The organism is Tsukamurella sp. TY48, assembly GCF_019656655.1.
Classification (GTDB): Bacteria; Actinomycetota; Actinomycetes; order Mycobacteriales; family Mycobacteriaceae; genus Tsukamurella; species Tsukamurella strandjordii.
This window is the reverse complement of record NZ_BPMV01000001.1, coordinates 2,070,972-2,085,790: the sequence shown is the minus strand read 5'-3', so window position 1 is coordinate 2,085,790 and position 14,819 is coordinate 2,070,972. Positions and strand designations below refer to the sequence as shown.

Genomic DNA, 14,819 nt, shown 5'->3' with positions numbered 1-14,819 from the left:
CGCCTCCGACGGAATCAGCCCCGAACATGAAAGGGGACTCCGCGCACCCGCCAGAGCCCGTTGACCCTTGCTGCGTTCCCGCCCTGGGGGAGTTCACAGGATGGACGCCGCGCGGAGTCCGTCCACCACTATACGGGTCCGGCCGATTTCGGGTGTACGGGGGCCGTCGTCTAGGATGGTCGACGGAGGATTCGCCTAGTGGCCTATGGCGCTCGCCTGGAACGCGGGTTGGGTTAATAGCCCTCAGGGGTTCAAATCCCCTATCCTCCGCCGCGAGAACGGTCCGCGACCAGCATGGTCGCGGACCGTTCTTCGTTGAGTGGCTCGGTGCGCGTACCGCCAGGACCATCGCCATGGCTCGCGCCGCCTGGTGCGACCTCAGTCTTTGGGTGGCGCGTACGCGGCGCGGAGCACCGAGAGGCCGATCATGTCGCTGTTGTGCCGCCGCAGCGCTTGGCTGTGCCCCCACTCGGCCGTCAGAGTGGCCGCGCCGGGTCAAACACCGAGAAGAGCGCCCTCCCCGTTGACTTCCACCCGTGCACGCCACGTCGCGTCCCGCTGGTCTAGCGTTTGTGGCGTCGGGCTGGCATCCGCGCTGTTGCGTCCCAGCAGCTAACACGGCAAGACAGAACTTCTGAGATCGACCAAGCGAATCGATTCAGCGTTAGGGCCGCCCCAGCAAGATCAACATGAGACGGTTCGCAGTCACCCGAAGGGGGCAGGGTTCGAGCTAAGCGTCGGCATAGCGGGAGAACGACGTGCCTACGGCGTCATCGATGTACTTCGAAGCCGTTCCGAACTCTCGGCTCACTTCTTCAGACGGAATTACGAACCAAACCTGTTGAGAGGTGCGGTCCACACACAGGAACCGAACCCACTCTCTATCTCCGAGACTCCACACAGGACACAAGCTGTGGATGTCGGGAAGCTCCGATCTCGGAACACTGTTGCCGTGCTCGTCTTGAAAATCGAAGGGGAACAGATCGGTGTCCGCGGCGGCAATCTTCCGTTCCATCTTCTCTAGGTGCAATCCACCGAGTGGTTTAAACACGTCGACGGGCGCAGGTCCGCCGAACGTCCAGTCATCGAAAAATCCGGCGTGAACCGTCGCAAGTTGCTTGAGGTCGGCCGGGTAACCATCCGGATAATCAACGATCCATGGAAGGGGACCGATTCTTAATGTCAGGTAGGGCTCTTGTTCATCGTGAGCCAGAAACGCATAGGCGAGGACAGGCTCTGGCTTGGCGTTTTCATGGTCGGGGCGCCTGAATTCTGCGATGAACAGGTCAACTGCGTACTCGTAGATGTAGCTCGTCATCAGCGGGAGTGTTTCGCGCAACGCTGCGTTGTCGGGATCGTCAAGGAAGGAGCGAACACCTTCGGGGCCGCCTAGCCGGGCGGCGTCGATCCAGGTCTGTGGAACGTTCGCAGGAACTTTGTTGAGGTCGTAGATCGGAGCCAGCGTTCGGCTGGTGAGCTGTTCCATGATGTCTGTGCGCACGTCTTCTGTCTTCCGTCCGAAAGATGCTGCGGTTATTAGTGATTCTATCCGCGGACCGGGCCTTTGCCTCGCCTTGCTTAGCTGGCGGCGATGGTGCGGAATCCGATGTGGGTGCTGGTGGTCAGTGGAGTTGCGTGGCCACGGGCGCTGGTGCGGTAGCGGGCGCAGTAGCCGGCGCTGCAGAGGTAGCTACCTCCCCGCAGCACGCGATCCGGCGCGGCGGGATCGCGAACGAAGGGGTCGGTGACTAACTGCCCGGATTCGGCGCGCTCGCGGTAGGTACCGGTAGCGAAAGTATCTGCGCACCATTCCCACACGTTGCCGACAGTGTTGTAGAGCCCAAAGTCATTGGGCGCGAATGAGCGCACCGGAACCGTCCCTATGGGGTACTCCGGCGGAATACCGGGGAAGGTACCGCGGAATATATTCAGCTTTCGCGGCTCGTCCGCATCGGTGGGTGGCTGGCCGCCCCATGGATAGGGCTGTCCGGTGAGAGTTCCTCGGGCTGCAGCTTCCCACTGCGCCTCACTGGGCAGCGCCCGTCCGGACCAGCGACAGTATGCGAGCGCATCAGCGTGCGAGATATGTACCACCGGGTGGTCATCGAGTTCGACGACACTGGAGCCGGGGCCGAACGGCTGATACCAGTTGGCATCTTCGGTGATGAGCCACCACCACAATTCCGGTGATGCGATCTTCGCGTTGCGGGCAGTCGTCCTGATCTGTAAGTGGAACACCGTCGATGTACCACCGCGGCGGGGTCGCGCTCGATCTCGAAAATCTCCCGAGAGTAGGCGAGACTAGAGCCTCTGGAGAGGAGTCCTACGGTGACGGATCCACGGTTCCGCAGCGACGCGGGAGCCCGCGCGGTGCACGACGAATACGCGCGGTTGATCGCGCAGTACCTGCCCGAGGTGGAGCGCACCGTCGTCGATGGGACGCATGTGCTCAGCGCCGGCCCCGCCGACGCTCCGCCCGTGATCCTGCTGCACGGTTCCGGCGGGACCTCGCTGAACTGGACCGCGGAGATCCCACGCCTCGCGGCCTCGCGCCGGGTGCACGCGATCGACCTGCCGGGCGAGCCGGGCGGCACCGTCGTCCCCCGGCTTCCGCTCGACCCCGGAGCGCACGCCGCGTGGCTGGCGGGGGTGACCGAGGCGCTGGCGGCGCAGCGAGCGACGGTGATCGGGGAATCGCTGGGCGGCTGGGTGGCACTCGACTACGCCTCGGCGCATCCGTCGCGGGTGTCCGCGCTGGGCCTGCTCGTACCGGGCGGGCTCGGTCCGCGCCGCATCGCCCCGCTGTTCGTGGCGGGTCTGCTGAGCCTGCTCGGCGAGCCCGGGCGGCGGCGGGCGATGAGCTACTTCACCGGCTGGCACCCATCGGGCGAACCCGGCCTGGAATCCGATCTGGCCGCGTTCAGCGGGCTCACCTTCCGCAATTTCGCACCGCGCACCGACGGCCTGCCCGAATTCGACGATGCGGTGCTCGCTGCCATCTCGGCACCGGTGACGGCGACCTTCGGCGCGCGGGACCGGATGCTCGACGGTCCCCGGGCCGCGGCCCGGGCGCGCACCGTGTTCGGCGACGACGCGGTGACCCTGGAGGCCGACGGCGCGCACCTGCTCCCGGACCGGCTCACCCGGGTGCTCGCCGCGGCGGAGGCCGACTGAGAGCCGTCCCGTTTGGGCGACATGCCCGAATAGTGTGGTCCCTCACAAAACAGTTGCTTCCGCTGCGCGCGGGCCCGGTTGTCACTACCCTCGGGTGGCATCCGCACCCATGCCCCCGCACCGGAGACAGTGATGCAGTGGACCGTGATCGACCTCGCCGACGCGATGCGGCTCGCACGCGGCCTGGGTGTGGGCTGGTCCACGGCACCGGAACTCGTGCAGCTCGTGGCAGAGCGCCGCGGACGGCCGATCGACATCGCCGCCACCGACCTCACCGGCACCGGAATCACCGGGACCGTGCTCGGCGGCCGCGATCGAGACACCATCGTGCACGCCACCGGCCTGCCCCCGTTCTTCACCGAACACGTGATCTTCCACGAGCTCAGCCACCTGCTGTGCGGCCACCTGGACCGTGCCGTCGAGCGTCCGATGCTGCTGCGCAGCGCGCACTCCGATCCTGCGCAGGAGCAGGAGGCCGAGCTGCTGGCGACGGCCTTCGCGCAGGTGCGTCGCGAGCGCGGCCGTACCGCGGACCGCGTGGCCGACGACGGCGGCCTCATCGCCACCCTCGCCCCGCACCTGCTGTCGCGATGAACCCGCCATGCCGCCGCCGCCCACCGTCGTCGCGCTGAACAACGCCCTCTTCACGGGGGCGGCGCTGGCCTGCGCACTCGCAGCCCTGCTGATCGCCGCCACCTGCTTCACCCCGGGGAGGGCCGCACAGGTGCGCCGCTGGCTGGCGCTGTCCTTCGCTCTCAAGGCACTCGGATTCGCCAGTGCCGCACCGTGGATCGTGCGCCGAGTGAACGCCGTCCTCGCCGATTCCGCGTCACTGCTGATCACCTACTCCATCTCGCCGCTGTGGTGCGCGTCGATGATCCTGGTGGCCCGAACGTGGCGGCACGGCTCGGTGTCCCGCGCCTTCGGGTTCACCCTGGGCGGTGCCGCGATCGCCTGCACCGTCACGATGATCGTGCTGTGGTGGCTCACGCCGCGAACGGATCTCGTGGGTTCCGTCAGCGCGAAGCTCGCGGAGCAACCGACCGGGGCGGCACTGGTGTTCACCTACGCGGGGTCGCTCGCGATCGGCCTGATCATCCTGCTCGGGGCCTGCCGGTTCCACACCGATCGACTGGGCGACGGCCTCACCCCCACGCTGCGCACCGCCCTGGCGATCATCTCCGCCGGCGTGGTCCTCGATCTCGTCTTCGCCGCCAACCAGGCGGCGAAGGCCATGTCGAGTGCGCACGGAACCCCGCCCGTGGCACTCGAATACCTCACGGCGCCCACGGCGATCCTCGCGGCGCTCCTACTGGCGGTGGGCTTCGCCTATCCCGAGGCGCGGCACCGATGGCTCGACGCCACGCGGAGTGCCCGAGCGCGCCGCACCTGCCGCGCCCTGACTCCGCTGTGGACGGATCTGAACACCACCCGGGGAGCGATTCCCTCGCCGTGGTTCGCGGCCGCGCACGCGGAGATCCGCGTGTATCGAATGATGGTGGACATCCACGACGGGCTGCTGCACCTGGCGCCGCTGCTGCCCGGCGTCGAGGAGCGATCACACCCACAGTCGAGCGCCGAGTTCGCTCGGGAGATCCGCGGGGCGGTGTTACAGATGCATAAATCAGACACGGGGATCGAGGGTGAGTGCGGGTTCGGCGGCATCACTCGCAGGCCCGATCTATCTCTTGACCAGCAGATTTCGTGGGTGAGCTCGGTGGCCCGGGAATACCGGGCGTTAACGGATCGTAAACAAACCTAAAAAGTGATTCGGGTCACTACCGATTTCTACTGTCAGTAGATACCTTGGTGTGCAGACGCTCCGCCGACGCCGCCGGACGTCGTCCTCCTCCCCCGCAACGGGGATGCCCGTACGACCCCGAGGTACTCGCCATGAACGAGAAATCCGTCGTCGAAACCCGAACTGCAACCTTCCGGCGGCCCACCGGCGTCCGGATTTCCTACCGCTACACCCCGGCCGCCGACCGCGCGGCCGATATGACCCCGGTCTTCCTGCTGCACGGGACCTTCCAGTCCGCAGGCGTTTGGCGTTCCATCGGAGTGACGGACGCCCTGCACGGCGAGCGCCCGCTGATCGAGGTCGACATGCTGGGCCACGGCGCCAGCGACAAGTCGCGCGATCCGAAGGACTACCTGATCGAGACGATGGCCCGCGATCTGCTCGGCATCGCCGATCTGCTCGGCTTCGACCGGTTCCACACGGTCGGCTTCTCGCTCGGCGCACGCACCTCGCTGCGGATTCCGTTCCTCGCACCCGGACGACTGGAATCTATGGTGTGCGTGGGTGGTTCGCACCGCCCGCAGCCCTCGATGGCCGACCGGGTGTTCTTCCCGGGCGCCCGCGCCGCGTTGGACAGTGGCTCGATGGACACCTTCATGGACCACTGGGACACGCAGCGCGAGCGCCCGCTGAGCGCTGCGGCGCGCGATCGTCTGCGCACCAACGAGCCCGGCGCTCTCGCAGCCTTCTTCGACTCCCAGGAGCTGGACGAGGGCCGCGAGATCGACGACTACGCACGGATCTTCACGCCCGCGCTGTTCCTCGCCGGCGAGCACGACACCGAGCGGTTGGCCGATTCCTGGCTGCTGGCCGGCACCATGCCCGGCGCCCGCCTGTCCGTGCTCGAGGACGCGGACCACGGTGCGTCGATCCGTGCCGCGGCACCGGAGATCCTGCGCCACTTCGACACTCTGGAGCAGCTGCCCGCAGCCGCCTGAGTCGATCCCGCCCGCAGCCCGGCCGACTACTCGTCGGCCGGGTTGTGTGCTGCGCCGCCCGCCGCCGGCAGGCCTTCCAGCTTCCTCGCATTGTCGATGATGGCCACGATGCTGGCCAGACTCGCCTCACCCAGGCCCTCGGCCCGCAGCGCGAGTGCGCGGATTCCTGCCTCCCGCATCACCAGTTCGGCTGCGAGTGCGGCCTCGTCGTCGGTGCTCGGCGCGGTCAGGTGATCGATCGGAACCTCGAAGTACGACGCCAGGGCCCGCAGCAGCTCGATCGACGGGTTGGCGCGGCCTCCGTTGCGCAGCGCCGAGAGGTACCCGCCCGACACCCGCAATCCGGGATTGCGGTCCCGGAGCTCCTGGGCGATCGCGTTGTTGGTGCGGGGGCGCCCCGCCTTCGCCTCGCGTTCGTACAGCGCGTTGAGGCGCTGAGCGAGCAGGTGGGCCTCCGCCCCCGCCGCCATCTCCCCGCTTGCCATGACGGGAATTCTACTACCAGTCGTTTTCGTCGACGAATCATTCGCGGGGAACACAGCGCGCTCCTTTCCCGTCACGGTCCGGACAGACCTCCGGCCCGAGCGGACCGAGTGGGGGTGTAGTACCAGGTCAGGCTTGTTCGGCGAGGCGTGCTGCCCGCGCCGACCGCCGCCAGCGGAGCACCTCGCGCACCGCGAGGAAGGCCATGAAGGTACCCAGAACCACGGCGAGCCCTCTCTCCGGAAGGGCGAGCGCGAGGCTCACGCCCACCAGTGCGCCGGGCAGCGCGGCGAGCGCGAGAGGCTTGCCGACGCGCAGGTCGGCGCTGCCGTGCCGGATGTGGGTGACCGCCCCGACGATGGCATTGGGCAGCATCACCAGCAGCGAGGTTCCGGCCGCGGTGTGCAGGTTGGCGCCGAACAGCACGGCCATCACCGGCACCACGAGCAGGCCGCCGCCGAGGCCCATCGCCGCCGAGTACGCACCCACCAGAAGGCCGGTCACCGTTGCCACGGAGACGATCACGGCGGTGCCGTGGAACAGGCCGGACGACGAGCCGACCTGGATGCCGAAGCCCTGCAACAGGAACTTGGTCGCCGACAGCGCGAGCACCAGGACGAACAGCGACCGGAGCACCACCTCCGGGACCTTCGAGACCCAGCGGGCGCCCACATAGGCGCCCACCACTCCGCCGATCATCAGACCGATACCGGGCACGAAGTCGACGTGACCGCCCCGCAGGGCGTAGACGATGGAGCCGACGAGCGCGGCGGAGACGTTGGCGAGGGTCGAGGTGCCGTGGATGACGTGCCGCGGGAGGGTCGAGTGCCGGTCCAGGGCGGGGACGGTGACCACACCGGTACCACCACCGAGGAGGCCTCCCGAGATCCCCCCGAGGAAACCGATCGATGCGGACCGGCGCGGACCGGGGATCTGCGGGCCGGTCACCGAGGAACCCACGGTCGCGGCGGCTGCTGCCTGGGTCATGACGCCCCTTTCATCGCTTGGCTAACTACTCCCAGGCTATTGCTCTGCGTTCGGTATGAAAACAGCATCTTTTGCAGCGCTACGATGCAAATATGCAGCAATCGACGTCCGCGCGGCAGCACGCCCTCGCTCCCGGGCTCACCGAGTTCCATGCCGTCATGCGGACCGGCAGCTTCGCCGGTGCGGCGGCAGACCTCCAGCTGACCCCCACCACCGTGAGTCGCTCGATCCACCGGCTCGAGCGCCGGCTGCGCCTGCGACTGTTCGCGCCCGAGGGTCGCGGCATCGTCGCCACCCCCGCCGCCGTCGAGCTCGCGCTCTACGCGGAGCGGGCCCTCGACGATCTGGCGCTGGGCCTGCAGCGCGCGGACCTGAAGGCCTCCCCCGTCCCGCTGATCCGGCTCGGCTTCATCCGGACACTCGGCGCCTCCTTCGTCCCGCGGATCGTGGCGGCCTATCGGCGCCCGCACCCGGACGTGCGGTTCGTCTTCGAGCAGGGTGTCACCGACGATCTGCTCGACGCCGTCGCCGCGCGGCGCATCGACGCCGCCCTCGTCTCACCACCCCCGCAGCGCGAAGGTCTCACGGTGACACCGCTGTTCGACCAGGCCCTCGTGGTGGTGCCGCCGCCCGACTCCCCGCTCGCCCGGCGGGACGAGGTGACGCTCGCGGAGCTCGCCGACGAGGGCTTCATCCTGGCCCAGGCCGGCCTGGGCACGCGCGCCGCGACCGACGCACTGTTCCTGGGCGCGGGCTTCGAGCCGCGCATCGTGCTGGAGACCGAAGACATGGCGATGGCCCGCGCGATGGCGCAGGAGGGCCTCGGACTGGCGCTGGTGCCCGGCCCGGCCCCCGGCGATCCCCCCTTCCCGCACGGGCACGTGCGGCTGACCGATGCGGCGGCCGTCCGATCGGTCGTGGTGGTGACCGCATCGGGGGACGAGAGGACGCCCGCCGCCGAGTTCGCGCGGTTCGTGGCGGGCCGCGGGCACCTCGATGATGAAGGCTGAGCAAGCGATCGATGAATATTGTGAGATCCGGTCATCATCGGCCGATGCAATGACGAACACTGTGCCAGGCTGATCGGCGAAGTCCGTCCCTTCCTGCCGAAAGCTGAGCGATCCATGCCGGAGTTCGTATCGACGTACCGCCCCCGCCGCCGCCTGGCCACCGGGCTGATCGCGCTGCTGAGCGCCATCGCGCTCACCGTCGGCTCCGCCCTCGCGGGTGCCGTGGTCTGGGCCGCGACCACCGTGCTCGTGGTCCCCGGCACGGGCACCAAGAATCCGGCACCGGTGCCGAACTACCAGGAGAACGCCGTCGGCTACTACGTGGCGCCGACCGGTGCCTGCGCACAGGGATGCTCCGCCACCCCGGTCCCGTACATCGCGGAGTTCTGGCCGATCCCGCTCAAGGGCTGGGGCGGCCTCAGCGGAGCCAAGTGGGACGATTCGGTGGCCAGCGGCGTCACCAGCCTCAAGGATGCGTACGGCGCCGCCGACAAGACCTCGCCGATCGTGATCTTCGGCTACTCCCAGGGCGGCACCGTGGTCAGCGAGGTCAAGCAGCAGTTCGCGGCGCAGCCGGGAGGCGTGCCCGAGAACGTCTCGTTCGTGCTGATCGGCAACGCCAGCCGCCCCAACGGCGGCCTGTTCTCGCGCCCGTCCTTCCTCGGCCACATCCCGATCCTCGACGTGACCTTCAAGCCGGGCACGCCCACCAACACCTCCACGACGGTGAACACCACCGACGTGGCCTTCCAGTACGACGGCGTGACCGACTTCCCGCGCTACCCCGTGAACCTGCTCGCCACTGCCAACGCGCTCGCCGGTTTCTGGTACGTGCACGGCAAGTACCTCACCCCCAAGGGCGACGATCCGGCCAACGCCACACCGATCGGCTACACCCCCGACCAGGTGCGCAAGGCCGTGACCGCGGCCACCGAGAACTGCACCGCGGCAACCTATTGCCAGGTGAGCGGCGACACCCGCTACGTGACGCTGCCCGCCACGATCCTGCCGATCATGCTGCCGCTGCTGGACCTGGCCGCCGCCACCGGCACCACCGGACTCGTGCGACCGCTCGTCGATCTCGTCTCGCCGGTGGCACGCGTCCTCATCGAGACCGGTTACTCCCGTGACGATTACGGCCGGCAGACGCCCTTCGGCCTGCTACCCCTGGTGAACCCGTTCGCGGTGACCGCCGGCCTCGCCGGCGGCGTGGTCGAGGGCGTCCGCGCCGCCGCCACCGGGACCGGCGATGCATCGCGCTACCTGGCCACCAAGCCCACCGAGCCCACCACCGTCGCACCGGTGACCGCGGCCGGCGAGCCGACGGTGACTGCACCGCAGCGGGTCTCGGCCGAGGTCACCTCGGGATCGGCGTCCACCTCGGCGGTGACCGCCACGACCGGCGCCGCCACCACCGCGGCGACCGCCCCGACGACGACCACGAGCTCCACCGGTACGGCATCGAGCGGGACCGGCACCGCGACCGGCACCGCGTCGGGCACCGCATCGAGCGGCACGAAGGACACCGGAGCCAAGGCCTCTGAGTCCCCGAGCACCGGGACCGCCGAGACCACGGGCACCGGCACGGCGGCTACCGAGCGGAGCACCTCGACGGGGTCGGCGAAGGACTCGGCCTCGTCCGGCTCCGCGAAGAGCGACACCGGCTCCGAGAAGTCCAGCTCCTCGGCCGAGGCTCCGGTCGAGGTGGCCGCCGCGGCCTAGGCCCTCGTCAGCTTCCCGAGAAGAACGCGGCGGTGCGCTCGCCCTGCGCGCGGGCCTGCTCCTGCGGGACTCCCGCGGCGGCCGTGGCCTCAGCCCATTTCTTGGCGGAGGCGGCCACGAAGGACTTCGCCGTCGCAGTAGCGAAGAAGGCCTCGGCGTCCTCGGGGCGGTCCTGGCCCGTGGTGAGGTAAGCGGCCAGGCCCAGCAGGCCCAGGTCCCAGCCGACGCCTGTGGCGCCGGGGCCGAACTGCTCGTAGAAGTCTCGTGCGTTGTCGCCGAAGTGGGTCAGCGTGAGCCGGGCACCGTCACCGTCGGGGGTCACCGTGACCTCGACCTTCGAGGCGCCGCCCATGATCTCCCAGCTCACCAGGTAGCGGTGCGGGGCCTCGCATTCGAGCACGGTGCCACCGGCGTTGCCCTCCACCTGGAACCGGCCGCCCAGCTCCAGATCGCCGTGCACGGGCGCGAACCAGCGGGGCAGGCGCTCGGCGTTGGTGACGGCGTCCCACAGGTCGGCGGGGTCGGTGGGGTAGGTCTGGCTCAGCGAGGCGGAGACGAAGACGTCGCCCTCGCCGGTGTCGCGGACCTCGGCCGTGCGGGAGACGGCGTCCGGCGCCGCCGCGGCGAGTTCGTCGATGTCGTAGGTCATGATTCCTCCTGCTTGCGCGTGCGTTTGCCGCGCGCGATCTCGGTACCCAGGGCCGCGAATTTCGGCTCCCAGAAGCGTCGAAAAGGGACCAGCCAGTCGTCCACCTCGCGCAGCGATTCGGACTGCACCGCGTACAGGCGGCGCGCCCCCTCGGGCCGCACCGTGACGAAGCCCGACTCCCGCAACTGGCGCAGATGCTGGGAGACGGCGGGCTGACTGATTCCGAAGCGCGCCCGCACCTCGTCGCTCAGCTCACCCGCCGACCGCTCGCCGTCGGCGAGGAGTTCGAGCAGGTGACGGCGGACCGGGTCGCCGAGGACGTCGAATGCGTGCACCCGCCGAGTATTTCAGCCTTCACTTATATAAGTCAAGAGTGAAATCATGGATCTTCAGGGTAGGCACGCCCGGAGGACGTTGCCGCGCGATGCACGACGCCTCGCGACTGGACGAGTGCACGACATTGTTGCGGACACATGCCGCGTTACATGCGCCCCCTGGGAGAACGAGTTAGTCGCCAGGCTCTCTCATGAACGATCGGAACCCGACGCCAAGTCCCCTAGGAGGGGGCACATATGAAAGTACGGTTTCCCTAGGTCACGACTCCGGATTGTATTCAACACGCGTAAACGGCGACCGCCCCTCCCCTTGAACTTCATCGAGCCACTCCGCATCGAATGCCGCAGACGGAAAGCGTCCACTCAGAAGCTCCACTAGATAGGCGACAATACCACCAGCCTCATAATCAATGGAAGCGTTGTCGGTGACGACTACGGGCCATGAATTTGGGTCCGGTGCTGTCGTGCGCCAAAACAAATTCTGTCCGGTTCCCGAAAACCCTAGCCACAAATAGGAATCGTCTCTATCTCCGTAAATTTCATCGAAAGAACCTGCTCCGTTGCCTGCGACATCAACGTAGTCTGGACGCTCCTCAGAAATGTCGTGAAGAAAGTTCACTGCTCCAGGCGATTTCCCACGTTCGTTGGCGATCCAGAGAGGCGGCGCAATATTTAGCTCTCCCCAGAATGACCCAGGACCGTATGTACCGATGAAATCCTTGTAGTCATCAGGCAGGGGACTGCCCAACTGCGCCTCCGCGGCCTGCCAGTCCTGAGGACTCGGTGGTTCTGCAGGAGGAGGGACGATCTCCAACAGTCTCGATATAGCTTCCATTGCGCACCTCTCCTTTAGGGAATGTTCGTAATCGTTCGAAGGATGCTTAGCCCGTCTCCCATAGCGCTGATTACTAGCTTGGTCGGCGGAGCTGAGATGCCGTTTCCGTAAACTGGCTTCACGGTGTATTCTATCACCTTGCCCAACTCAACAGCACGTCGCACTTCCGCCTCGATCTTCTGCATAGCATCGTTGGCTGTTTTCGTGACCGTGAATAGGTTGCGGGCATCTCGGCCCGTCCCTCCGAGAATGTTTGCTAGCGCATGACCGCGCTGCAGATTCCCCCCGGGCCAGGCCATCAAAGGGTTCCACCCGGGTGGCGCAATATTCCCTGCGGCTTTACTTCCCTGACCCAGCATGTCCTTGGTTATAGAAGCCTGTATACCGGTGAATGCCTGTCCATTCAATGGATTGAAGTTGAGTCGCCCACCATCAGCCCACGTCGTGATTCTCGCCCCCATAGAATCAATAATGTCGCGTGTGACGCGGGGGCGGCTAGGAGTCCTAATCGAACGTGGAGTCGGGAATCCGTTGACACCTCTACTGGGGACACCTGTTATAGCATTCTGTACGGCTTCCGCTGCTGCTTTCGCCGTGTTTCCGGCTGCTTTGACGGAGTCTTCTGCTGTTTTGGCTGCTGATAGCCCTGCTCTGACTTCTTCTCCGACTTTGCTGCCTGCGCGGGCGAGTTCGGCTGCTTCGCGGGCGCGGGCCACGTTCTTCAGTGACCCGAGGCCCTTAAGTCCGAGGAAGTTGGTGAGCACAAGCCCTATGCCGACGAAGTATTCACCCTTTGCGAACTCGTCGTAGGCGATGAGGCCCTTGCCGACCTGTTTCCAGGCTTCACCCACACTGGGGGCGCCTTCACCGCCGAGACCGACGAGGGTGAGTAGGCCTTTGCCGGTGTCTTTCAGGGCGTTGCCGACGCGCGCGGGCAGGCTCTTTGTTGGTGTCTTCGGGTTCGGCGTGATGACGGAGTTCCACTTATCATCGAGCGATTCATCGCGCGGCTGTGTAGCCAACTCGCTCGGCTCCGGCCGAGGACCGCGGCGGCGGCGGGAGTCCCGATCTGCCTTGTCGGCTGCCGCCTGCCGTGCCCGCTCAGCCAACGCCCGGTTGACTTCCTCGTCCGAGGCCGTCACCGACGACGGCGTACCCGAGCTGTCGGTCTGATTGACCGTGGTGGTGCCGTTGCCGTTATCGGCAGTGCTCACCTGGTTCGCGCCCTGCACTGGATACGGGTCACGCGCCTGCTGCCCAGGCTTCGGAGTACCGATGATGCTGGTCACACCGTTCTCCTGGATCATCTCCTGACCGTTCGGGAGCTGCGTGACGATGATCTCCTTACCGTCCGCGCCCTTCCCACCGTCTTCCTTCATGTATTGCAGCGGGATGTTCCGCAGCTCATCCAGGAAAGCGTTGTCTCTTTCGACGGTGATCGAGTCACTAAACTTCGTCTCCGTCTTGCCACGCTCATCCGCACCGCCGTCATTTGTTGTATCGGCAGCCAACTCCCCCGAATTGAGGTCAGCGTCGATGAACTCAACAGGGCGTGCCGCAGATCCAGCCGACCACTTCGTCGGCGCTTCCGTCACACCACCGCCGCTGGATAGACCGGGCACCTCACCGCCGCCACCAGCCGTGCTGCCGGGCCGTCGCCGACCTGTCAGCAACGCGCTGGCCTCTCCGACGAGGTACGCCCACGACGGGGCGCCATCGTCCTCGCCGCCACCGTCAGGGCCGTCGGCGCCGGGGTTGCCAGCGCCGGGGTTGCCGGGAGCGCCGGGAGTTCCGGCTGCGCCGGGTGTGGGGCACTGGGACTGGGTTTGGGTGACGGTTACCGTCGGCCGCGACGCCGAAGCCTGCCCGGACGATGTCTGCTGCTGCCTGGTCTGCTGCGGCTGCCCGGGCGCAGTAGTCCGAACTGGATTCAGCTGCTGTCCCTGCTGCCCTTGGGCGGGTTGTTCGTTGCCGGGGATGTTCGGTCTCGGCTGACCCGGGCTGCCGAAGTCAGGGGTTTGAGCTTGAATATTGTCCCCGTTACTACCGCCACTGCCGGCGGGGGAAGTAGCGATACCGTTGTTGTCCTGCTGCGGGCCTTGCTGCCCGGGCTGCTGACCGGGGGCGGCGGTCTGCTGCGCCGGCGGGGTGAACGTCAACTCTGGCCCCGGAGTAGGGCCACAGGTCGCCGGCCCTCCGCCGGGGCACGGCGCCGCCACCGCGCTACCCACTCCTGTGGTGGTGGCGAGGCCGTTCATCCCGACCGCGACCACAATCGCCGCCACTCCGGCGGCAGCGCGCACCTGCCCCGGAGCCGGAGCACCCACACCCGCAGCACAGAGCTTGCGTAGCCCGGCAATCAGGACCTGCCCGACGATCACCATCACCAACCAGAACGTCAAGAACACGGCCGGGACGGGAGTGAACCGGGGGGCCTCGATCGAGAACAGCACACCACCGAACGCACCAGCCAACCCGATGACGGTCAAGAACGCACCCTGGAGGCGCTGCTGGGCCACCGAACCCGAGCCTGGGCTGCTCGCGCCCAGTGGCTGACTACCGCGCGGCGTACTGCCGGGTCGGGAGGTGGGATTGCCTCGCGCATGCGCTGCGGCCATCAGAACATCAACTCGCTTCCACACACAGAAACCAGCCCGCAGAACCAGGCTGAAAGAGAGGGAGAGTGCCCCGCACTGGGACGAACCCGGCCAACCTCGCCCAGCACCACGGTCTTGTCAAGCACCCAAACTGTGACAACCGCGTCTGCGCAGGTAAACCGGCGTAAATTCGGGGGATATAGGGGCGGGGCTATATCCGAACGGCCCGATATGCCGGGATATAGCCCTCCGCTATATCCCTGCAAAACCACCCAAACCCGGCACGTT

The 14,819-nt window shown here is 67.1% G+C and carries 14 protein-coding genes, 1 tRNA gene and 1 other RNA gene; 7 read left to right on the top strand and 9 right to left on the bottom strand.

Features of this window, described 5'->3' with window-relative positions; translation table 11 throughout:
- Positions 1–28: 28 nt before the first annotated feature.
- Positions 29–123, bottom strand: an RNA gene (gene ffs, locus TTY48_RS10135) — signal recognition particle sRNA small type.
- Positions 124–184: 61 nt separating this feature from the next.
- On the opposite strand from ffs, the gene TTY48_RS10130 reads away from it, so the two are divergent.
- Positions 185–270, top strand: a tRNA-Ser gene (locus TTY48_RS10130).
- Between the two features lie 460 nt (positions 271–730).
- Here the strand turns inward: TTY48_RS10130 and TTY48_RS10125 are convergent.
- Both TTY48_RS10125 and TTY48_RS10120 read right to left on the bottom strand, forming a co-directional pair.
- Positions 731–1,501 (bottom strand): hypothetical protein, encoded by a 771-nt coding sequence (locus TTY48_RS10125; RefSeq protein ID WP_220657370.1) that lies wholly within the window; start codon positions 1,499–1,501, stop codon positions 731–733.
- A gap of 77 nt (positions 1,502–1,578) precedes the next feature.
- Entirely contained in the window at positions 1,579–2,238 is a 660-nt protein-coding gene (locus tag TTY48_RS10120) for an SUMF1/EgtB/PvdO family nonheme iron enzyme (protein WP_220657369.1), read from the bottom strand.
- 90 nt (positions 2,239–2,328) lie between these two features.
- Between TTY48_RS10120 and TTY48_RS10115 the strand changes: the two genes are divergently transcribed.
- The 4 genes from TTY48_RS10115 (at position 2,329) to TTY48_RS10100 (ending at position 5,913) form a co-directional block, all read left to right on the top strand.
- On the top strand, positions 2,329–3,174 hold the full coding sequence (locus tag TTY48_RS10115) for an alpha/beta fold hydrolase (protein ID WP_220657368.1): 846 nt from the start codon (positions 2,329–2,331) through the stop codon (positions 3,172–3,174).
- A 132-nt stretch (positions 3,175–3,306) separates the two neighbouring features.
- Complete coding sequence (locus TTY48_RS10110; protein WP_220657367.1) at positions 3,307–3,768, top strand: ImmA/IrrE family metallo-endopeptidase; 462 nt, start codon at positions 3,307–3,309, stop codon at positions 3,766–3,768.
- Between the two features lie 7 nt (positions 3,769–3,775).
- On the top strand, positions 3,776–4,936 hold the full coding sequence (locus tag TTY48_RS10105; RefSeq protein ID WP_220657366.1) for an MAB_1171c family putative transporter: 1,161 nt from the start codon (positions 3,776–3,778) through the stop codon (positions 4,934–4,936).
- Positions 4,937–5,067: 131 nt separating this feature from the next.
- Positions 5,068–5,913, top strand: a complete 846-nt coding sequence (locus tag TTY48_RS10100) for an alpha/beta fold hydrolase (protein WP_220657365.1) — start codon at positions 5,068–5,070, stop codon at positions 5,911–5,913.
- A gap of 26 nt (positions 5,914–5,939) precedes the next feature.
- Here the strand turns inward: TTY48_RS10100 and TTY48_RS10095 are convergent, their stop codons facing one another.
- Positions 5,940–6,398, bottom strand: coding sequence for an XRE family transcriptional regulator (locus tag TTY48_RS10095; RefSeq protein WP_220657364.1), 459 nt, complete (start codon positions 6,396–6,398; stop codon positions 5,940–5,942).
- A gap of 127 nt (positions 6,399–6,525) precedes the next feature.
- A complete protein-coding gene (locus TTY48_RS10090) occupies positions 6,526–7,383 on the bottom strand; it encodes a sulfite exporter TauE/SafE family protein (RefSeq protein WP_255585611.1) in 858 nt (285 codons plus the stop codon).
- A gap of 92 nt (positions 7,384–7,475) precedes the next feature.
- Between TTY48_RS10090 and TTY48_RS10085 the strand changes: the two genes are divergently transcribed.
- Together TTY48_RS10085 and TTY48_RS10080 are read left to right on the top strand one after the other, a co-directional pair.
- Positions 7,476–8,393: a LysR substrate-binding domain-containing protein gene (locus tag TTY48_RS10085; protein ID WP_220657363.1), complete on the top strand. Its 918-nt coding sequence runs from the start codon at positions 7,476–7,478 to the stop codon at positions 8,391–8,393.
- Between the two features lie 114 nt (positions 8,394–8,507).
- The gene (locus TTY48_RS10080; protein ID WP_220657362.1) at positions 8,508–10,115 is read left to right on the top strand and encodes a PE-PPE domain-containing protein; all 1,608 of its coding nucleotides are present in this window, start codon (positions 8,508–8,510) and stop codon (positions 10,113–10,115) included.
- A 7-nt stretch (positions 10,116–10,122) separates the two neighbouring features.
- Here the strand turns inward: TTY48_RS10080 and TTY48_RS10075 are convergent, their stop codons facing one another.
- The 4 genes from TTY48_RS10075 to TTY48_RS21465 form a co-directional block, all read right to left on the bottom strand.
- Complete coding sequence (locus TTY48_RS10075) at positions 10,123–10,764, bottom strand: SRPBCC family protein (protein WP_220657361.1); 642 nt, start codon at positions 10,762–10,764, stop codon at positions 10,123–10,125.
- Positions 10,761–11,099, bottom strand: a complete 339-nt coding sequence (locus TTY48_RS10070) for a helix-turn-helix transcriptional regulator (protein WP_220657360.1) — start codon at positions 11,097–11,099, stop codon at positions 10,761–10,763. The genes TTY48_RS10075 and TTY48_RS10070 overlap by 4 nt, the downstream gene beginning before the upstream one ends.
- Before the next feature lie 259 nt (positions 11,100–11,358).
- A complete protein-coding gene (locus tag TTY48_RS10065) occupies positions 11,359–11,934 on the bottom strand; it encodes an SMI1/KNR4 family protein (RefSeq protein ID WP_220657359.1) in 576 nt (191 codons plus the stop codon).
- 14 nt (positions 11,935–11,948) lie between these two features.
- Positions 11,949–14,453: a DNA/RNA non-specific endonuclease gene (locus tag TTY48_RS21465; RefSeq protein ID WP_220657358.1), complete on the bottom strand. Its 2,505-nt coding sequence runs from the start codon at positions 14,451–14,453 to the stop codon at positions 11,949–11,951.
- Positions 14,454–14,819 lie beyond the last annotated feature (366 nt).